The organism is Erwinia persicina (assembly GCF_014838825.1).
GTDB classification, from domain to species: Bacteria; Pseudomonadota; Gammaproteobacteria; order Enterobacterales; family Enterobacteriaceae; genus Erwinia; species Erwinia persicina_A.
The window spans coordinates 367,765-387,697 of record NZ_JACYMO010000004.1 but is presented as its reverse complement, the minus strand read 5'-3'; the positions used below and the strand labels follow the sequence as shown (position 1 = coordinate 387,697).

18 protein-coding genes are annotated in these 19,933 nt (G+C 55.4%); 12 read left to right on the top strand and 6 right to left on the bottom strand.

Annotation, left to right across the window (positions count from 1 at the left end; translation table 11 throughout):
- Positions 1-82 precede the first annotated feature (82 nt).
- Positions 83-820 carry a 23S rRNA (guanosine(2251)-2'-O)-methyltransferase RlmB gene (gene rlmB / locus IFU29_RS13295; protein ID WP_062745656.1) on the top strand — a complete coding sequence of 246 codons (738 nt, stop codon included), beginning with the start codon at positions 83-85 and terminating at the stop codon, positions 818-820.
- A 109-nt stretch (positions 821-929) separates the two neighbouring features.
- On the opposite strand, the gene bsmA is transcribed toward rlmB, so the two are convergent.
- Together bsmA and IFU29_RS13285 are read right to left on the bottom strand one after the other, a co-directional pair.
- Positions 930-1,250: a biofilm peroxide resistance protein BsmA gene (gene bsmA / locus IFU29_RS13290; protein WP_191934333.1), complete on the bottom strand. Its 321-nt coding sequence runs from the start codon at positions 1,248-1,250 to the stop codon at positions 930-932.
- A 42-nt stretch (positions 1,251-1,292) separates the two neighbouring features.
- Positions 1,293-3,230, bottom strand: a complete 1,938-nt coding sequence (locus tag IFU29_RS13285; RefSeq protein ID WP_191934332.1) for a methyl-accepting chemotaxis protein — start codon at positions 3,228-3,230, stop codon at positions 1,293-1,295.
- A 152-nt stretch (positions 3,231-3,382) separates the two neighbouring features.
- Here IFU29_RS13285 and yjfP point away from each other — a divergent pair, with 152 nt between their 5' ends.
- From yjfP to rplI, 5 genes are all read left to right on the top strand, one after another.
- Entirely contained in the window at positions 3,383-4,132 is a 750-nt protein-coding gene (gene yjfP / locus IFU29_RS13280; RefSeq protein WP_191934331.1) for an esterase, read from the top strand.
- Between the two features lie 245 nt (positions 4,133-4,377).
- Positions 4,378-4,773 (top strand): 30S ribosomal protein S6, encoded by a 396-nt coding sequence (gene rpsF, locus IFU29_RS13275; RefSeq protein ID WP_004160104.1) that lies wholly within the window; start codon positions 4,378-4,380, stop codon positions 4,771-4,773.
- Between the two features lie 5 nt (positions 4,774-4,778).
- Positions 4,779-5,096 carry a primosomal replication protein N gene (priB, locus tag IFU29_RS13270; RefSeq protein WP_072277455.1) on the top strand — a complete coding sequence of 106 codons (318 nt, stop codon included), beginning with the start codon at positions 4,779-4,781 and terminating at the stop codon, positions 5,094-5,096.
- A gap of 4 nt (positions 5,097-5,100) precedes the next feature.
- A complete protein-coding gene (rpsR, locus tag IFU29_RS13265; protein ID WP_062745644.1) occupies positions 5,101-5,328 on the top strand; it encodes a 30S ribosomal protein S18 in 228 nt (75 codons plus the stop codon).
- 38 nt (positions 5,329-5,366) lie between these two features.
- Entirely contained in the window at positions 5,367-5,819 is a 453-nt protein-coding gene (gene rplI / locus IFU29_RS13260; RefSeq protein ID WP_191934330.1) for a 50S ribosomal protein L9, read from the top strand.
- Positions 5,820-5,921: 102 nt separating this feature from the next.
- Here rplI and IFU29_RS13255 read toward each other — a convergent pair whose 3' ends face one another.
- A complete protein-coding gene (locus IFU29_RS13255) occupies positions 5,922-6,476 on the bottom strand; it encodes an OapA family protein (RefSeq protein WP_244633690.1) in 555 nt (184 codons plus the stop codon).
- Positions 6,477-6,821: 345 nt separating this feature from the next.
- On the opposite strand from IFU29_RS13255, the gene fklB reads away from it, so the two are divergent.
- On the top strand, positions 6,822-7,442 hold the full coding sequence (gene fklB / locus IFU29_RS13250; protein ID WP_191934328.1) for an FKBP-type peptidyl-prolyl cis-trans isomerase: 621 nt from the start codon (positions 6,822-6,824) through the stop codon (positions 7,440-7,442).
- Between the two features lie 47 nt (positions 7,443-7,489).
- On the opposite strand, the gene IFU29_RS13245 is transcribed toward fklB, so the two are convergent.
- A complete protein-coding gene (locus tag IFU29_RS13245; protein WP_191934327.1) occupies positions 7,490-9,424 on the bottom strand; it encodes a bifunctional 2',3'-cyclic-nucleotide 2'-phosphodiesterase/3'-nucleotidase in 1,935 nt (644 codons plus the stop codon).
- 337 nt (positions 9,425-9,761) lie between these two features.
- Between IFU29_RS13245 and cysQ the strand changes: the two genes are divergently transcribed.
- Positions 9,762-10,508: a 3'(2'),5'-bisphosphate nucleotidase CysQ gene (cysQ, locus tag IFU29_RS13240; protein WP_191934326.1), complete on the top strand. Its 747-nt coding sequence runs from the start codon at positions 9,762-9,764 to the stop codon at positions 10,506-10,508.
- 92 nt (positions 10,509-10,600) lie between these two features.
- Here cysQ and IFU29_RS13235 read toward each other — a convergent pair whose 3' ends face one another.
- Positions 10,601-11,161 (bottom strand): YtfJ family protein, encoded by a 561-nt coding sequence (locus tag IFU29_RS13235; RefSeq protein ID WP_191934325.1) that lies wholly within the window; start codon positions 11,159-11,161, stop codon positions 10,601-10,603.
- Positions 11,162-11,478: 317 nt separating this feature from the next.
- On the opposite strand from IFU29_RS13235, the gene IFU29_RS13230 reads away from it, so the two are divergent.
- Positions 11,479-11,685 carry a DUF1107 domain-containing protein gene (locus IFU29_RS13230; RefSeq protein WP_062745632.1) on the top strand — a complete coding sequence of 69 codons (207 nt, stop codon included), beginning with the start codon at positions 11,479-11,481 and terminating at the stop codon, positions 11,683-11,685.
- Between the two features lie 62 nt (positions 11,686-11,747).
- Here the strand turns inward: IFU29_RS13230 and IFU29_RS13225 are convergent, their stop codons facing one another.
- Positions 11,748-13,076 (bottom strand): hemolysin family protein, encoded by a 1,329-nt coding sequence (locus IFU29_RS13225; RefSeq protein ID WP_191934324.1) that lies wholly within the window; start codon positions 13,074-13,076, stop codon positions 11,748-11,750.
- A 681-nt stretch (positions 13,077-13,757) separates the two neighbouring features.
- Here IFU29_RS13225 and tamA point away from each other — a divergent pair.
- From tamA to IFU29_RS13210, 3 genes are read left to right on the top strand one after another with little or no spacing between them, the layout of a single operon-like run.
- Positions 13,758-15,473, top strand: coding sequence for an autotransporter assembly complex protein TamA (gene tamA, locus IFU29_RS13220; protein WP_191934382.1), 1,716 nt, complete (start codon positions 13,758-13,760; stop codon positions 15,471-15,473).
- A complete protein-coding gene (gene tamB, locus IFU29_RS13215; RefSeq protein ID WP_191934323.1) occupies positions 15,470-19,243 on the top strand; it encodes an autotransporter assembly complex protein TamB in 3,774 nt (1,257 codons plus the stop codon). Before tamA ends, tamB begins: the two co-directional genes overlap by 4 nt.
- Positions 19,244-19,245: 2 nt before the next feature.
- Positions 19,246-19,590 (top strand): gamma-glutamylcyclotransferase family protein, encoded by a 345-nt coding sequence (locus IFU29_RS13210; protein WP_191934322.1) that lies wholly within the window; start codon positions 19,246-19,248, stop codon positions 19,588-19,590.
- Positions 19,591-19,933: the final 343 nt, after the last annotated feature.

Below are 19,933 nucleotides of genomic sequence, written 5' to 3'. Positions count from 1 at the left end.
ATATTCGTCATCATTAGCTTAGGGGCTGACCTTCTTTTCCGGTCAGCCCGCTTACTGAATATGAAAGTTGAGTAACTGAATCATGAGTGAAATTGTTTTTGGTATCCACGCCGTGCAGGCGCTGCTTGACAGCGATCCCCAGCGTTTCCAGGAAGTGTTTATCCTGAAAGGGCGTGACGATCGTCGTCTGCAAACGCTGGTTAAAGCGCTGGAAGCGCAGGGCATTGTCATTCAGGTGGCGAGCAAGCAGGTGCTGGATAGCAAATCAGAAGGTGCTGTGCATCAGGGCATTATCGCCCGGGTGAAACCGGGCCGTCAGTATCAGGAAGGCGACCTGCCGGACCTGCTGGCCAGCCTGGACAGTCCGTTCCTGCTGATTCTGGACGGCGTGACCGACCCGCACAATCTTGGTGCCTGCATGCGCAGCGCCGATGCCGCCGGGGTCCACGCGATTATCTTGCCTAAAGACCGTTCAGCCCAGCTGAATGCGACGGCCAAAAAAGTGGCCAGCGGGGCGGCCGAGCATATCCCGCTGATCCGCGTCACTAACCTGGCACGCACCATGCGCGTACTGCAGGAGGCTAACGTATGGATTGTCGGCACGGCTGGTGAAGCTGACCATACTCTGTACCAGAGCAAAATGACCGGCCCGATGGCGCTGGTGATGGGGGCTGAAGGGGAGGGGATGCGTCGCCTGACCCGTGAGCACTGTGATGAGCTGATCAGCATTCCGATGGCAGGAAGCGTTTCTTCGCTTAACGTCTCGGTGGCGACCGGTGTCTGTCTGTTTGAAGCGGTACGCCAGCGCAGCGCGAAGTAAATCTCCCGGGGCGTGACCTGCGCCCCGTCATTCCCCACCCCCACGATGTCTGGTGTTGCTGGCGTCGGATGCGGGCTTTATCCCCTCTGGAAATACAGATCAGCGAAGGCTACTGCGCGCCAGTGGCTGAAGCGCCGTAGAAGATCGCTGAGGCATACCACAGGCCCGGGGCGACAGTCTCACTGATCATCACAATTTGATAGTAGCGGGCCCCGGCAGCATTGGCTTTCGCTGCCAGTGCGCGCCCGGCATCGTCCGGGGAACCACGCACGGTAACGCTGGCGGTTCCCAGACGCGGCAGATTCGCGCTCTGTGCGCGGTTAATTTCCACCGCCTGAGAGGCGGGTGGTGGTGGGGGCTGTGGCGTGCTGTTCAGCACACCACAGCTGCTCAACAGCAGGACGGTCAGCAGGGCAATCAGTGGGCGCATGGTCATCACCTCAAAAAACGCTGATATCCAGTGTAAGCCAGTTTATGACTTGACGCTAAACACCTGTACCAGCTCGCTGAGGTGATGCCCTTTACGGCTCAGTTCCTGAGCGGTCTGCTCAGAATGCACGACCAGTTCACTGTTCTGATGCGTGGCCTGGCCAATTTGCGCCATGGCAAGGTTGACGTGGCTGATGCCGGTCGACTGCTCGTGTGATGCCACGTTAATTTCACTCATTAGCGCCTTAACCTGGTCTATGCGCCCGGTGATGTTATCCATTGCCTGGCGGGTCTGCTCTGAGAGATCGTGTCCTTGCACCACTTTCTGCAGCGAGTCGGCAATCAGGTGGTCGATCTCTTTCGCGGCGTGTGCACTGCGCTGCGCCAGCGCCCGCACTTCGGCGGCGACCACCGCAAAGCCTTTACCGTTTTCACCAGCACGTGCAGCTTCCACCGCGGCATTCAGAGCCAGAATATTGGTCTGGAAGGCGATGGATTCGATCACCTGGGTGATATCGGCAATCGCTTGTGAGGCGGTCCTGATATCGGACATGGTCAGCACCGACTGGCCCACGGTCGTTGCGCCGTGACTGACCGCGTCTGCCGCTTCACTCACCAGCCGCAGCGCCTGCGTGACGTTGCCAGCGTTCTGCTCTACCGTTGCCCCCAGTTGCTCCATACTGGCCGATGTCTCTTCCACGCTGCTGGCCTGACGGGTAATCTGCTCGCTGATATTACCGCTGCTGGTGACAATCGCCTCCGTGCCGCTGGCGATCTCATCGGCGGCGTGACGCACTTGGGCAACGACGCGCTCCAGCCCGTCGCCGATGCCGTTAATCGCCACAATCAGCTGGCCCACTTCATCCTGACGCCGTGTCTCCAGCGTTGCCAGCAGGTTGCCCGCCGCATACTGCCGCGCCAGGGTAATGACCTGCTGCAGGGGCTGACTCAGCCAGCGACGGGTGATCCAGACGAACATCACGGCGAAAACAGCGACCAGGGCCGCGCCAATCAGCAGGAACAGGTTGCGGGTTTGCTGTACCGGGGCCAGCAGGCTGGCTTTGTCGACGTCACCGACCACTACCCAGTTCCACTCCGGCAGGTACTGCCAGGCGAGGATTTTCTCCGTCCCTTTATCGTCAGTGACCTCCAGCTTGCCCTGTGGCTGCGTCAGCAGCTGCTGTAGCACCGCCTGGGGCAACCCGGGGAGCTTGCCCTCCAGACTGCGATGGAACAGGTAGTGGCCGTGCTGCTTGCCCGCTGTGCGGTTCAGGACGTAGAAGTCCCCGCTGTCGCCCAGATGCTTCGCCAGCACTTTTTCCCGGATCACCGCATACTGTTTACTGATATCCACCCCAACAAACAGAATGGCAATGACCTGTCCTGTCTCATCACGCACCGGTTGATACTGGGTGATGTAACGTTTGCCAAACAGCAGCGCAACGCCGCGATAAATCTCACCTTTCTGTACCGGCTGCCAGGCGGGGCTGTTAGGGTCAAGCTGGGTGCCGATGGCCCGTTCGCCATCCTCTTTACGCAGCGAGGTGGAAACACGGACAAACTTATCGCCCTGGGTACGGACAAAAATCGTGGCAATGGCCCCGGTGCGATCTTTAAAATCATCGACCAGCACCTGGTCGAGGTTTAACGTGCGCAGTCCGGCACGCAGCGTTGGCGTCTGCTGATCGCCCACGGTAATCTGCTGGGATGAATCCAGTGTGAAGCGCTTCGGCAGGAAGCTCTGGAAGAGAGCCGTGTAATTGCTGACTTCTTCACTGAGGGTGGTGTTAAACATGCTGGCCATATCGCCAATGCCGTTCACCTGGTTTTCCATATCTGCCTGCGTCAGTGTATGCACCTGTTTTGCTGCATTGTGGCTCAGTGTCAGAGTTAAAATGATAAACAGTACCGCGACGCTCGCCGAGGTCAGTACCGAAAGTTTTACGCCCAGACTCCATGTCTTGAGAGAGAGACGTTTCATTGTTGTGCCTTTAATCGTTAGGGTCTGGTACGGGTTAACGGCAGCACATCGGGAAAATTTACCCCATAAACTTAGGGGATAAATTGACCTTCACCCGCTTAACCGTCGCTCGTTATGGAGCGTACGCCCACTGGCAATGGCAAGGAGAGGGAATGATTGAAGTGAACACAGAGTGTTTCGCCGGTATTGAATGCTTACATGCGTCCCCGGCGGGACTGCGGGACACGCCGTTACCCACCGTGCTGTTCTGGCATGGCTATACCTCTTCAAAAGAGGTCTACGCGTATTTTGCGGTCGCGCTGGCACAGGCGGGATTACGGGCCATACTGCCCGACGCCGCTATGCACGGTGCCCGTTATGATGGTGACGCTGAACGGCGGTTAACCCATTTCTGGGAGATCCTGCGCAGCAATATCGATGAACTGCCGGCGATTGAACAGGCGCTGCGTGAACGGCAGTGGGTAGACGGTTCGCGGCTGGCGGTGGCCGGGGCATCCATGGGGGGGATGACGGCGCTGGGCTCGCTGGCACGCTATCCCCAGCTACACAGTGCCGCCTGCATGATGGGTTCCGGTTATTTCAGCCAGCTGGCGCAGACGCTGTTTCCGCCGCTGGTGGCACAGACGCCTGACGAGCGTCACGCGCTGGCCGCCCGGCTGGCACCGCTGGCGGAGTACGAAGTCAGCCATCAGTTAGACAAGCTCGCCAGCCGGCCGCTGCTGGTGTGGCACGGGGAAGCCGATGAGGTGGTTCCGGCAGCAGAAAGCGTGCGGCTGGAAAAAGCGCTGCGTGACAGCGGTCAGGATAGTAACCTGACCTTTCTGACTGAAAAAGGTGTCGGGCACCGTATCACCCCCCCGGCATTAACGGCGATGACGACGTTTTTTAAACAGCATCTGTAATCGGTGGGAAAGACGATCGGCCCGGGAGGTCGGTCATTTTTCGTGCTGCCCAAAATAGTGGGCTAAAGACCGATCTTTACCTTGTGTTCGTCACCCCTCGCAAGTATGATTACGCGTCAATTTTTCAGCCGCATTCTCAGGTTGTGACCCGATAGTTATCAGGTCATGGCTTATAACGTTCCTTGCTTCCATGGGCCGCGGTTGACCCCGACAGGAGGCTGAATAATCCGTAAGGAGCAAATTCGATGCGTCATTACGAAATCGTATTTATGGTTCACCCTGACCAGAGCGAACAGGTTCCTGGCATGATCGAGCGCTACTCTGCGACCATCACTGGTGCAGAAGGTACGATCCACCGCCTGGAAGACTGGGGCCGCCGTCAGCTGGCTTACCCGATCAACAAACTGCACAAAGCCCACTACGTTCTGCTGAACGTTGAAGCTCCGCAGGAAGCGATCGATGAGCTGGAAACTAACTTCCGCTTCAACGACGCCGTTATCCGCAGCATGGTTATGCGCGTTAAGCACGCGGTAACTGAAGCATCTCCGATGGTTAAAGCGAAAGACGAGCGCCGTGAGCGTCGTGAAGATTTTGCTAACGAAACCTCTGATGATGCAGATGCTGGGGATTCTGAAGAGTAATTTCCGTGACGGCTAACCGACTGACGCTGTCTGGCACTGTGTGCAAGGCACCAACGCGAAAAGTCAGCCCGTCAGGAATTCCACACTGCCAGTTCGTGCTTGAGCATCGTTCAGAGCAGGTGGAAGCCGGTTTTAACCGGCAAGCCTGGTGTCGGATGCCGGTGATTATCAGCGGCAAAGCCCATCAGGCCATTACTCAAAGTATAACGGTCGGCACGCAGCTTACTGTTCAGGGTTTTATTTGCAGCCATCAAGGGCGCAACGGTCTGAACAAACTCGTACTGCATGCCGAGCAGATTGAATTGATAGATTCTGGAGACTAGCCAAATGGCACGTTATTTCCGTCGTCGCAAGTTCTGCCGTTTCACAGCGGAAGGCGTTCAAGAGATCGATTATAAAGATATCGCAACGCTGAAAAATTATGTCACTGAAAGCGGTAAGATCGTACCGAGCCGTATCACCGGTACTCGCGCAAAATACCAGCGTCAGCTGGCTCGTGCTATCAAGCGCGCGCGTTACCTGTCCCTGCTGCCGTACACTGATCGTCATCAGTAACGGCAACTGTCCATTAACGACTTTAAGAGGATAAGGTAATGCAAGTTATTCTGCTTGATAAAGTAGCAAACCTGGGCAGCCTGGGTGATCAGGTCAACGTTAAAGCGGGCTACGCTCGTAACTTCCTGGTACCACAGGGCAAAGCTGTTCCTGCTACCAAGAAAAACGTTGAATTCTTCGAAGCGCGCCGTGCAGAACTGGAAGCCAAACTGGCTGACGTTCTGTCCGCAGCTAATGCACGTGCTGAGAAAATCAATGCACTGGGCACCGTTACCATCGCGTCTAAATCAGGCGACGAAGGTAAACTGTTCGGTTCCATCGGTACCCGCGACATCGCTGATGCAGTTACTGCAGCTGGCGTTGAAGTGTCTAAGAGCGAAGTTCGTCTGCCGAACGGCGTTCTGCGCACTACCGGTGAGCACGAAGTGGACTTCCAGGTTCACAGCGAAGTCTTCGCTAAACTGACTGTAAACATCGTTGCTGAAGCTTAATCGCTGACGTTTCAGATGAAAGAACGCCGCCCCTCGGGGCGGCGTTTTTGTTTATAGCCTGAAATGTTACTGTTTTCGTCGCCGGATATCCGGCAATCGATTTTACTGTGCTTTTAAGAATGTCCCGTCCGCCTGTCGGGTAAACAGAATCTCTCCGTTCGTCCCTTCCAGCGTTAATCCCGTCACCACGCCCTGTGCATTCTGTCGGATTTTCACCGCCTGCCCCGCATGTAAGGTACTGAGCGGTTTATCGTCGCCCTCCACCTGCGCCATGGCAAAGACATCATTGACCGGCAGATTATTATCGCGGAACAGCTGGGCCAGCGTCTGCCCGGATGCAATGGTGAAATCACGCCACTCGCCCTGGGCGTCCGGCTGCGGTGTGGTTTCGACCGGAGCAGGCGTCGGTGCGGGAGTTTCGCTGATCTCCGCCTGGAGCGGTACCTCAGTACCGGAACCACTTTGGATTGGCGTTACCGGGGCCACGCTGCGCTGGGGGGCGGGCCACAGGAAGGCCAGCAGAATCACCAGTACTGCAGCGATAATCCCACGACGGTGGCGCGGGGGAAGCGGGTCCATCCAGCGAACCTCATCTGGCAGGTGCCAGAGGCGGCTGAACCACGGCGATAAGCGTGATGTGAGCGATGCGTTTGGCATGGTCTCTTCCTCCTGGCGCGATACTCGCGCGAACGGTGAGCTTTTCATCAACCACTGTTTGATTCTGGCAACAAAAAGCGGCTTATTCCTTCGCCTGCGGGCAATCTGGCCCATTTAAACCTCTGAATACATCTGGCTGAGCCAATACGGGTTATCCCTCCGGGCTGTCTTTGTGCCCGAATGTTACCCAGTATAGGCTTAAGCACCCTGTCAGGTGCTAATAGTGAGTGGCGTTATTGTTTCCGTTTCCCGGGGAAAAGTCACCAGGGGAAGATGGGATTTTACGCCCGTTGTCTGCGCTGTTATGCTTCGTCTTCGGTTTTATCAATGATGAAAGGAAAATCCATGACAACCCCTTCTTTTGACAGCGTTGAAGCGCAAGCAAGTTACGGTATCGGTTTACAGGTCGGTCAACAGTTGCAGGAATCTGGCTTGCAGGGTCTGCTGCCGGAAGCACTGCTGGCAGGTCTGCGCGATGCGCTGGAAGGGAATGCCCCGTCCGTTCCTGTTGATGTCGTTCATCGCGCCCTGCGTGAAGTTCACGAGCGTGCTGAAGCGGTGCGTCAGGAGCGTCAGAAGGCCATGGCAGTTGAAGGTCAGAAGTTCCTGGAAGATTACGCACAGCGTGAAGGCGTCAGCAGCACCGAGACCGGTCTGCAGTTCAGCGTCCTGACGCAGGGTGAAGGGGCTATCCCGTCCCGTCAGGATCGCGTACGCGTCCACTATACCGGTAAGCTGATTGACGGCAGCGTGTTCGACAGCTCCGTACAGCGCGGCGAACCGGCCGAGTTCCCGGTCAGCGGTGTGATCCCTGGCTGGATCGAAGCCCTGACCCTGATGCCGGTGGGTTCCAAATGGGAACTGGTGATCCCTCACAACCTCGCTTACGGCGAGCGTGGTGCCGGTGCATCCATTCCTCCTTTCAGCACTCTGGTGTTTGAAGTGGAACTGCTGGAAATCCTGTAACGCCCTGCACACGCCCGGTGCTTAATGCGGCCGGGCGTCTTTTACCGTTACGGTTTTAACTGATAGATAGCAAATCCAATCTCATCCGTTCCCACCTGTTTCATCGGGTACTGCGCGTGGCTGCGAATAAATGCGGCGGCCTTTTCTCCCGGTGCAGTTTCGAAGCGAATATCCAGCGGCGTGCTGCTGTGGATTGGTGCCAGCCGCCAGTTATTATCTGCCTGCGGTTTCACCTCGCCTTGTTCCTTTGTCTGCGCGCCAATATAGGCGGCCAGCACTGACCGGTTTTCGTCCGGTGAAGCAAAGGCAATCTGCTTATCCCCGGTTCCGGCAAATTTACCGCCATAGGCGCGATAGTTATTGGTGGCGACCAGGAAAAGGGCGTTCGGGTCAATCGGCTTGCCGTTAAAGGTCAGATGGCGAATGCGCGAGGCCTTTTCATTGATCAGTCCGCACTCCGCGTCATAGCGGGCAGGCTGAGTGACGTCGATCTGATAGTCAACGCCATCAATCACGTCAAAGTTATAGGTACGGAAATCCCAGTTGATCAGCGACTGCGGTTTGCTGCTGTGGACATCAATCTGATTAAACTGCCCGGCGGAACACTCCAGCCACTGTTTAACCTGCTCACCGCTGGCTTTGACCACCACCAGGGTATTAGGATAGAGATAAAGATCGGCTGCATTGCGGAAGGTCAGCTGTCCTTTCTCCACTTCGACATAGCTTGCCGGATCGTTTTTACGGCCACCGGCTTTAAACGGGGCCGCGGCTGCCAGCACGGGCAGGCGGGAAAGATCAGGATCGCCCTGAATAAAGTGCCTGGTGTAGGCACGCTGGGCGTTATTAACGATTTGTACCGTCGGGTCATCCTGCACCAGCGACAGATAGCTGGCCATCACATCCGCTGATTTGCCAATCGGCTGGCTGACAAACTCACGCGTGGCGGCATGATCGTCCGCCAGCACCTTCACCAGAGCTGGGTCCTCTGCCGCCAGCGATTTTTTGCCTGCTTTGTCATACACCGGACGGGCTTCCGCACGGGCGCTGCCTACCTGCCAGCCTCCGCTGTCATTATTCAGCACCAGATCAATCACCCCCAGATGGTCGCCCCACATGCCCGGCATGACCGCCGGAATACCGTTCAACGTACCCTGTTTAATATCCGCGCCCGGGATGTCAGCAAAATCGGCACTGGGGAAGACCGCGTGAGCATGGCCGAACATAATCGCATCAATGCCCGGTACCTGGCTTAAGTAATACACGGAGTTCTCGGCCATCGCGTGGTAAGGCTCACTGGAGAGCCCGGAGTGAGGAATAGCCACAATCAGGTCAGCCCCCTCTTTTCGCATCTTAGGAACCCACTTTTTCGCGGTGGCAGTGATATCGTCAACGGTCACTTTGCCGGTCAGATTGGTTTTATCCCAGGTCATAATCTGCGGTGGGACAAAGCCGATGTAGCCGACCTTCAGGCTGTGCGTTTTGCCGTCACGGTCACGTACCTCAACGGCTTTAATCAGATAGGGCGTAAACAGCGGTTTGCCGGTACCTGCGTCAATGACATTGGCATTAATATAGGGGAAGCGCGCTCCGTGAAGGGCTTTTTTCAGATAATCCAGGCCATAGTTGAACTCGTGATTACCCAGATTGCCCACGGTGTAATCAAGGGTGTTCATCGCTTTGTAGACCGGATGAATATCGCCCTCGCTGAGTCCTTTCGCCGCCATGTAGTCACCCAGCGGGCTGCCCTGTATCACATCCCCGTTGTCGACCAGTACGCTGTTCGTCGCCTGCTGACGGGCGCTGGCGATCAGCGAGGCGGTACGCACCAGCCCATACTTTTCGGTGGGCTGATCTTTGTAGTAATCAAAATCCATCATATTACTGTGCAGGTCGGTGGTTTCCAGCAGACGGAAATCCACCGTGGCGGCGGCCAGTGAATGGCTGACCAGCAGTGCGGTCAGCGTAAGGCAAGACTTGAACATGCGTGCTCCCTTTATGTTCCGGTTTAAACTTTCGTCACCATCTCAGAATAGTGTGAAATTGTGTCGTGTCATTACAGGAAATTGTGATGAAAGTCGCGGATTTAACCCTGTCCGTTGCCTGAGTGCTACTCCGGGGTAAGGAACGAGAGGAAAAAGGCAGAAAATAACAGGAAACCGTGTCCGTCAGCGGCGGGTACGTTATGCTGTTGAAATGTAATAGCTGCCTGGCGCATCGATCAGGATAAATCGCCCCACGCGGCAAGCTGCTATCCTCATTACAGAGACTTCAGGATACAGGCTGGGGCCATAATTACGCCCGACTTTCAGGAGGTGGACAGTGTTAGATCAAATTTGCCAGATAGCCCGTGAAGCCGGTGATGCCATTATGCAGGTATACGACGGCCAGGCACCGCTGGATGTGGCGCATAAAGCAGATGATTCTCCCGTCACTGCGGCTGATATTGCCGCACATAAGGTGATTGTTGCCGGTCTGACGGCGCTCACTCCCGATATCCCGGTGCTGTCCGAAGAAGATCCGGCTGACTGGAACGTCCGCCAGCACTGGCAGGAGTACTGGCTGGTTGACCCGCTGGACGGCACAAAAGAGTTTATTAAGCGTAACGGTGAATTCACCGTGAATATTGCGCTGATCCGTGAGGGAAAACCCGTGCTGGGGGTGGTTTATGCCCCGGTGCTGGCCGTCATGTACTCTGCGGCCGGAGGCAAAGCCTGGAAGGACGAGGGCGGACATAAGGTGCCGATCCAGGTGCAGGACGCGCGTCCGCCGTTGGTGGTGATCAGCCGTTCGCATGCCAGCTCAGATGAAGAACTGAAAGAGTATCTGGCGCAGATGGGTGAGCACCAGACGACCGCAATAGGCTCATCGCTGAAGTTCTGCCTCGTGGCAGAAGGAAAGGCGCAGCTCTATCCACGCTTTGGGCCAACCAATATCTGGGATACCGGCGCAGGTCATGCGGTAGCCCTGGCGGCTGGCGCTCATGTGCATGACTGGCAGGGTAAAACCCTTGACTATACGCCGCGTGAGTCCTTCCTTAACCCAGGCTTCCGCGTGTCCATTTATTGATCTTCAGGGGCCGGCCGGAAAAGCGGATCGGCCCGGATAGGTTCAACATAGCGGCCGCAGGGCCGATCGAAGCACGGGTCGGCCGCTAACGCTTACCGCTGAAGTAATGTCGTTAACAGCGCCATCACCTTCTTCACCTCATCCTGCGTCAATGCACCTTCTTTGATAAAGCGCACCCGCCCCTCTTTATCCAGCACAATAATCGCCGAGCCGCCGCTTTCCAGCTGCCATGCCCGATGCACTGCCCCCTGACTGTCGACAATAAACTGCGACCATGGGAACTGCTGTTTATTCGTTTCGATACTGCTGCGCACAAACATGCCGGTGCCCGGGATCGCATCGTCGGTGTTCACAATAGTGGTGGTCTGATAGCGATCGTGCGGCAGCTTCGCCGCTTTAATCACTTCAATCAACGCGGCATTTTGCTCTTTCGCGGATGAGCGGCCGGCAATGTGCTGGATGACCCGCACTTTTCCGCTCAGCCGGGCACTGTTCCAGTTTTTATAGCTAAACTGATCCTTCTGATAGACAAGTTCTCCCTTATCTTCCACGCCGACGGGGGCCAGGCGCTGGTCAACCCGGATGTTACTGGCGGCGACGCTGAAGGGCAGCAGCAGGGAAATCATTATCGCGAGATGACGGGCGAGTTTCATGGTGGCTCCAGTAGTGTAAGTGGTCTGATCAGTTAGTCATGCTACTGAAATAATAAGCGCGGATGATGCTGCTGTCGCATCGAAATAACATCTTTGCAACACATCGCACAAATCCCTGCATATTGAAGGTTTATACTGCGTGTGTACGGTCAGGTAACAGAGAGTTCTGTCATGATGTGTAAACACAGTAAAAAAATTCAATTTTAGGAACATTGGAAGCAAACGATGTTCTATAGTTATGGCACTTTGCGTTTCACCGGTTCGTGTCCGGCTTGGCCACGACGAGGCGTAGTTAATGTTTCAGGAGTGGATTCAAAATGAAAATCTTCCAAAAATATAACCCGTTGCAGGTTGCGAAATACGTTAAGACGTTGTTTCGCGGGAGGTTGTATATCAAGGATGTCGGCGCGTTTGAGTTTGATAAGGGTAAAATCCTCATCCCGCGCGTTAAAGATAAGCAGCATTACAGTGTAATGTCGGAAGTGAACCGGCAGGTTCTGCGGTTACAGACCGAATTTAACTGAAAAAAAGGCGCTTTTAGCGCCTTTTTTGTGGGTGAGATTAGCCAGCCGGGACGCCAGTGACCTTACGGCTGTTCTTCAGGATCTTTCGGCAATACCGGCGTGGTCGGACGCGCATCAATGCGGGTCACCAGCAGCTGGTCGATGCGGTAACTGTCGATATCCACCACTTCAAACTTAAAGCCGTGGAATTTTACGAAGTCGGTACGTTTCGGGATCTTGCGCAGCATAAACATCATAAAGCCGCCAATCGTTTCGTAGTTACCGGACTGCGGGAATTCATCGATATGCAGTACGCGCATGACATCATCAATTGGCGTGCCGCCCTCCACCAGCCATGAGTTTTCATCACGGGCCACAATCTGCTCTTCCATTCCCTGACCGACCAGATCGCCCATCAGCGTCGTCATCACGTCGTTAAGGGTAATGATACCGACCACCAGGGCATATTCGTTCATGATCACCGCGAAGTCTTCTCCGGCGGCTTTAAAGCTCTCCAGCGCTTCGGACAGCGTCAGCGTATCGGGAACGATCAGCGCCGAACGGATCTGCAGGCCGCTGTTCAGCGTCATGCTCTGGTTACCCAGCACGCGCAGCAGCAGCTCTTTAGAGTCGACGTAGCCCACGATATGGTCAATATCTTCATTACAGACCAGGAACTTCGAGTGCGGATGGCGGGCAATCTTTTCTTTCAGGCTGCTCTCATCTTCGTGCAGATCGAACCACACCACGTTCTCACGGGAGGTCATGGAAGAGGGCACGGTTCGTGATTCCAGCTCAAAGACGTTTTCAATCAACTCATGCTCTTGCTTACGCAGTACCCCGGCCAGCGCACCGGCTTCGACTACCGCATAGATATCGTCAGAGGTGATGTCGTCTTTACGCACCAGCGGGATTTTAAACAGGCGGAAAAGGATGTTGGCCCCACCGTTAAAGAACCACACCAGCGGGCGGAACAGGAACAGACAGAAGCGCATCGGGTTGATGATTTTGAGCGCCATGGTTTCCGGCGCGATCATGCCCAGACGCTTGGGGAACAGATCGGCAAACAGGATAAACAAGCTGGTGACCAGCGTGAAAGAACAGACAAAGCTGATGCTCTCCGCCATTTCCGGTGTTGTCACACGTTCGAATAGCGTTCGGAAGGCGGGGGAAAACGCGGAATCACCGACAATACCCCCGAGGATCGCCACGGCATTCAGGCCAATCTGCACCACAGTAAAGAACATGCCAGGCGTTTCCTGCATCTTCAGTACGCGTTGTGCGTTGATATTGCCTTCGTCGGCCAGCAGCTTAAGTTTTATTTTGCGAGCGGCCGCCAGCGAGATTTCTGAAAGAGAAAAAAATGAGCTGATGGCGATCAGCAGTACGATGACAAGGAAGCTGTCTAACATAAAACATCCATTATTTGGCTCGGCTCAGTGGGCAATCAGGAAAGCAATCGCGCGAAAAGAGAAGGCCGGGTTAATCACTTGTCATTTTTGGCCTGGGCAGCGCGCAGCGTTTTGGTTCTGCGTACATCACATCAGGGAGTTCAGCGATTCAGGGCTATCCGTGCCAAAAATGTCTGCGGTTCGGCCGTGTGCCGGGGCAGAAGGGTAATCAGGTCGCGGTGCGTCCTGTGGGGTGATTATAGCTGTGGTGTCGGGCGCTTACAATTGCGGCAGTGATCAGACGTGGATTCATTATAAAGGCACAAAAAACATCGGGTTTATCGACGGATGCACTGACTGCTCTTTTTTATTACCCGACGCCGCCTGACAGCCTGCCTGTCTGACCAAAAGGGGGGCGTTTATGCCAGTGTGAGGGTTTGTGACTTGTCTCATACTGATAGCACGTTACACTCCATTTAAACCTAATTGCGATGTCGGGTTGTAACGTGGCGTGACTTTGCAGAGAATAAGCACAAAATTTGCCTTAGGTTCCGATTGACCGAAGCGGAAGAGTGGGTAGGGTGATACTCATTGCACGTTTTTTAAACGCCAGGCAAATTATTTTTTACCAGATTAAGCCCTTTGGATTGCGGGCTGGCAATAAAAACGGGAGTAAGCGTGCCACGAATTCATGTGTACTGCATGTCTTGCCTGCTGATCGTCGCGCCTGTCGCCCAGGCTGCGAATGTTCGTTTGCAGGTAACAGGGTTATCCGGGGAATTACAAAAGAACGTCAGGGCACGTTTATCCACCATCACCAATGATGAAGTCACCTCCGACGGGCGGTTTCGTTCGCGCGTCAGCGATGCCGTAAAAGAAGGGCTTAAAGCGCTCGGTTACTATGAACCGCAGATCGATTTCGAGCTGCTGCCACCGCCTGAGGGCGGCAAACGCCAGGTGCTGCTGGCCCGGGTCACGCCGGGGAAGCCGGTGAAAATCGCCGGAGAAACGGTGATCCTGCGCGGCGGAGCCCGCACGGATGAAGATTATCAGGCACTGGTGCGTAACGGAAAACCCAAGCTGGGTACGATACTTAACCACGGTGATTACGAGAAGTTCAAAAGTTCGCTGAGCAATATGGCGTTACGTAAAGGCTACTTTGACGGTGACTACCGCAAAAGTCAGCTGGGCGTGTCGGTGGAACGTCGTGAGGCGTTCTGGGATCTCGATTATGACAGCGGCCAGCGCTATCGCTTTGGCGATGTCAGCTTCGAAGGTTCACAAATCCGTGATGATTATCTGCAAAATCTGGTGCCCTTCAAAAAGGGGGATTACTACACTTCCCGCGATCTGGCAGAGCTTAACCGCCGCTTATCCGCAACCGGCTGGTTTAATTCGGTGGTGATTGCCCCCGAATTTGATAAAGGACGTGACAGCAAGGTGCTGCCGCTGCATGGCGTCGTTTCGCCGCGCACCGAGAACACGATTGAAACCGGTGTCGGTTACTCGACGGACGTCGGCCCGCGCGTCAAGGCCACCTGGAAGAAGCCCTGGGTCAATGACCGTGGGCACAGCTTCAGTACCAGTGCCAATATTTCGGCACCGGAACAGCAGTTAGATTTCAGCTATAAGATGCCATTGCGCAAAAGCCCGCTGGAGCAGTATTACCTGCTGCAGGGGGGACTCAAACGTACCGATCTTAATGACACCAAGGCCGACTCCACCACGCTGGCCGCGTCACGCTACTGGGACAGCTCCAGCGGCTGGCAACGCGCCGTCAATCTGCGCTGGAGTCTTGACCACTTTACTCAGGGCAGTGTCACCAACACCACGATGCTGATCTACCCGGGTGTCAGCGTTAACCGTACGCGCTCGCGCGGCGGTCTGATGCCGACGTGGGGTGACTCGCAGCGCTACTCAGTCGATGTTTCTGACACCACCTGGGGCTCAGATATCGACTTTGCGGTGATGCAGGCACAAAACGTCTGGATCCGCACGCTGGAAGACAAACACCGGTTTGTGGTGCGGGGCAACCTCGGCTGGATTGAAACCAATAATTTTGAAAAAGTGCCACCCGATCTGCGTTTCTTTGCCGGGGGTGACCGCAGCATCCGCGGCTATAAGTACAAAGGTATTTCCCCCCGGGATGACGAAGGAAAGCTGACCGGTGCCTCCAAGCTGGCCACCGGATCGCTGGAGTATCAATATAACGTCACCGGAAAGTGGTGGGGGGCGGTGTTTGTTGATTCCGGTGAGGCGGTCAATGATATCAAGCAGAGTAATTTTAAAACCGGTGCCGGTTTTGGCGTGCGCTGGCAGTCCCCCGTCGGGCCGATCAAGCTGGACATAGCCCGGCCGATTGGCGATCGGGACGATCGCGATATTCAGTTTTACATTGGACTGGGGCCTGAACTATGAAGTGGTGGAAAAAGGGCCTGATTGGCATTTTGATTTTTATTGTGCTGTTGTTTGGCGGCATCGCATTTCTCATTGGCACGACCAGCGGCCTGCATATGGTACTGAACGGAGCGGCCCGCTGGGTTCCGGGGCTGGATATCCAGCAGGTCAAAGGCGGCTGGCGTGACCTGACGATCGCTGGCGTGAAGTATGAAATGCCGGGCGTTACCGTCAATGCGGGTGAGCTTCATCTTTCCCTGAAGCTCGGCTGCCTGAAGCAGAGCGCGTTCTGCGTCAATGACCTGGCGCTGAAAGACGTCAACGTGGTTGTGGACAGCAAAAAGATGCCGCCACCCGCCAACCCGCCGGTAGAGGAAGAGAGCAGCGGCGGTGACATCAGCACCCCTTATCCCCTCACCCTCAGCCGGCTGGCGCTGCATAACATCAATATAAAAATTGATGATACGGCCATTTCGCTGGCCGACTTCACCAGCGGGCTGCACTGGCAGGGGCGTTCTATGACGCTGACGCCGACGCATATTCAGGGTTTACTGATTGCGCTGCCGAAGGCGGCGAAAGTCGCCGATGAGCAGGTTGTTCAGCCGAAAGTGCAGCGGCCTGCTGCTGGTGAACCCTCGCTGGGTGAAACACTCACGGCGATGTTTGCTAAACCTGTGCTGCCGGATCTGCCGGCGTTTACCCTGCCGCTGGATGTCGACGTGCAGGAGATCCTCGGCGAGCAGCTGCGGATTACGGGGGATACCGATATCGCTGTACAGCGACTGCTGGTGAAGGCCAAAACCGAAAATAATCAGCTGCAGTTGCAGACGCTGGATGTCGACTCACCGCAGGGACAGCTTAACGCTCAGGGGCAGGCGACACTCAGCGGTGACTGGCCGGTGAGTTTCACGCTTTACAGCCAGATCAACGTTGATCCGATCAAAGGTGAGAAGATCAAAATGACGCTGGGCGGTGGGCTGCGCGATACGCTGACGCTGGGACTGAACCTTTCCGGTCCGGTGCGCGCACAGCTTGATGCGGATACGAGGCTGGCTGAAGTGGGCTTACCGCTGAATATGACCTTACAAAGCCCTCAGTTGCGCTGGCCGTTAGATGGGCAGGCACAGTATCAGGCCGACAATGTTAACTTTACGTTCAAAGGTCAGGCGACAGACTACGTGATGTCCCTGAAAGCCGCGCTGAAAGGACAGGATCTGCCACCAGCGACGCTGACACTGGACGGTAAAGGCAACGTTGAACAGTTTTCGCTGGATAAACTGCGGCTGGCGGCCCTGCAGGGCAATACCGATCTGACGGCGCTGGTGGACTGGCGGAAAGCGATAAGTTGGCGCAGCGAGCTTACGCTGTCAGGCATTAACACCGCGAAACAGTATCCTGACTGGCCGGCGAAGCTGGATGGCAAAATCTCCACGCGTGGCAGCCTGTACGGCGGTAGCTGGCAGATGCGCGTCCCGGAGCTGAAACTTAAGGGTAACGTGCGGAATAATGCGGTCAGCGCTGACGGTACGCTGTACGGTAACAGTTACAATCAGTGGGATATCCCCGGGATTAAGCTGGTGCTGGGGCGTAACAACGTCAATCTGAAAGGATCGCTGGGTGATAAGCTGAACCTGGATGCTGATATTGATGCTCAGCACCTGGACAATGCACTGCCGGGCCTCGGCGGTGTAGCGAAAGGCACCATCCGCGCCCGTGGCGACCTGACAACCCCGCAGCTGCTGGCCGACCTGACGGCGACCGGACTGCGCTGGCAGGCAATGCGCATTGGGCGTATTAAACTCGATGGTGACGTCAGTTCGGGCGAGCAGATCCAGGGCAAGCTTAAACTGCGCGTTGAACAGCTTAAGCAGGACGCACTGGCGGTCAATCTGCTGACGCTGGATGCCAGCGGCACTGAAAAGCAGCATCAGATGAAGCTCGTCGTCCAGGGGGAACCGGTCTCAGGGCAGTTAGCGCTAAACGGCAGCTTTGATCGTGCGACACAGCGCTGGCAGGGTAATCTTAACAACACCCGCTTTGATACGCCGGTGGGGGAGTGGCGCTTAACCCGCGCCATCGCGCTGGACTACCTGAATGCGAAACAGACGGTCAGCATCGGACCTCACTGCTGGCAGAATCCTAACGCAGAACTTTGTGTGCCGCAAACCATCGAAGCCGGGCCATCGGGCCGTGCGCGCGTCGTCCTCAGCCGCTTCAATCTGGCGATGATCAAGCCGTTTATGCCGGAAGCTACCCAACTGACCGGCGTGTTCAGCGGCGATGCGGACGTCAGCTGGACTGCCGATGGCGCGCTGCCGACCGGACGGGTTTCCCTGAAAGGCAACGGTGTAAAAGTGGAGCAGGATGTGCAGGGCAATACCCTGCCGATCGCGTTCAGCACGCTCAACCTGAACGCCGCCCTGAAAAATGGCCGGGCGCAACTTGACTGGTTGATCCGCATTGCCAACAACGGTCAGCTTGATGGTAACGTGCAGATTGCCGATCCCGAAGGGCGGCGGACATTGTCCGGTAACGTCAACATCACCAGCCTGTCGCTGGCAATGCTGAACCCTGCGCTGATGAAAGGAGAGAAAATCACCGGGATGCTCAACAGCAATCTGCGTCTGGGGGGCGATCTGCAACGGCCGCAGGTGTACGGTCAGCTTGGGTTGCGCAATGTTGACGTTGACGGTAGCTTCATGCCGGTGGACCTGACAGCCGCTAACCTGTCGATGGTGTTTAACGGTATGAGTTCTACCCTGGAGGGCGCCATCCAGACATCACAGGGGCAGATTGCCTTAAACGGCGATGCAGACTGGAACCAGCTGGAAGCATGGCGTGCCCGTATTGCGGCGAAAGGGAGCAGGGTCCGCGTCACGGTACCACCGATGGTCAGGATGGATGTTTCGCCAGACCTGGTATTTGAAGCGACGCCAGAGCTGTTTAATCTGGACGGACGTGTGGATATCCCGTGGGCCCGTATTACGGTGCAGGAGGTCCCGGAAAGTGCGGTGGGTGTCTCTTCTGACGAGGTGATGCTTGATAAAGATCTGAAGCCGGTGGCACCCAAAACCAGCGGTATTCCCATTAACAGCAACCTGATTATTCACGTCGGTAATGATGTCCGTCTGAGCGCCTTCGGTCTGAAAGCAAAGCTGAACGGCGACCTGAAGCTGGCTCAGGATAAACGAGGGTTGGGACTGAATGGCCAGATTAATATCCCGTCGGGTCGTTTCCACGCTTACGGTCAGGACCTGATTGTGCGTAAAGGTGAGCTGCAATTCTCCGGCCCGCCCGATCAACCCTACGTTAATATCGAAGCGATACGAAACCCGGAAGCCACTGAAGATGATGTCACCGCAGGTGTGCGCGTGACCGGACTGGCGGATGAACCCAAGGTGGAGATCTTCTCTGACCCGGCGAAATCGCAACAGGAAGCGCTATCCTATCTGCTTCGCGGACAGGGATTAGGCGCTTCTGGTAGCGATAGTGATGCATTAACTTCCGCTCTGGTAGGATTGGGGGTTGCACAAAGTGGTCAGGTTGTGGGTAAAATCGGTGAGACCTTCGGGGTCAGTAATCTGGCGCTGGATACTGCAGGGGTTGGCGATAGTCAGCAGGTGCAGGTCAGTGGCTATGTACTGCCGGGTCTACAGGTAAAATACGGTGTTGGCATATTTGATTCACTGGCGACGTTAACGCTGCGTTACCGCCTGATGCCCAAACTCTATTTGGAAGCCGTGTCTGGTATCGATCAGGCACTGGATGTGCTCTATCAGTTTGAGTTTTAGCAATGCGAATAATTGTCTATGGTAGCCTGCGGCGTAAGCAAGGTAACAGTCACTGGATGACGAACGGGCAGTGGTTGGGCGATCATCAGATCGACGGCTACGTGCTCTACAATCTTGGTCATTACCCGGGCGTTGTAGCGGGTGAGGGCCAGGTTTATTGTGAAGTGTACCGAATTGATGCCTCCACGCTGGGCGAACTGGATGCGCTCAGGACCAAAGGCGGTGAGTATAAGCGTGAGCTGTTATCCACCCCTTACGGTAGTGCCTGGCTGTACGTGTATCAGCGTTCGGTCACCGGTAAAAAGCGCATCTCCAGCGGTGACTGGCTGCTGCGAGATGCAGAGTAGTTGCCGATTTTTCTGTCGTTCACACTAAACAAGCCGCCTTCTTAGAAGGCGGCTTTGATTTTTTATGACGAAAAAAAGATTGTTTAAATCCTAGCGGTTAACCCTTCCCTTATGTCATGCTTTGTTTATGCTATCACGCGTTCACTTATGAGAAATAATAAGCGCACACCCTCTAAGTAATATCTTATTTTTTTTTGGTTGGGATTATTCCATTTGCTGGGATGAGGTGTCTTCGTGGTTTTTATTCCTGAATTCTCACTGTCATGTGGAGTAATGTTTTTTTGGTTTTTTTTCGTAGTTATATTATTGTCATCTCGGGTTTTTTGTTTATTATGCATACTCT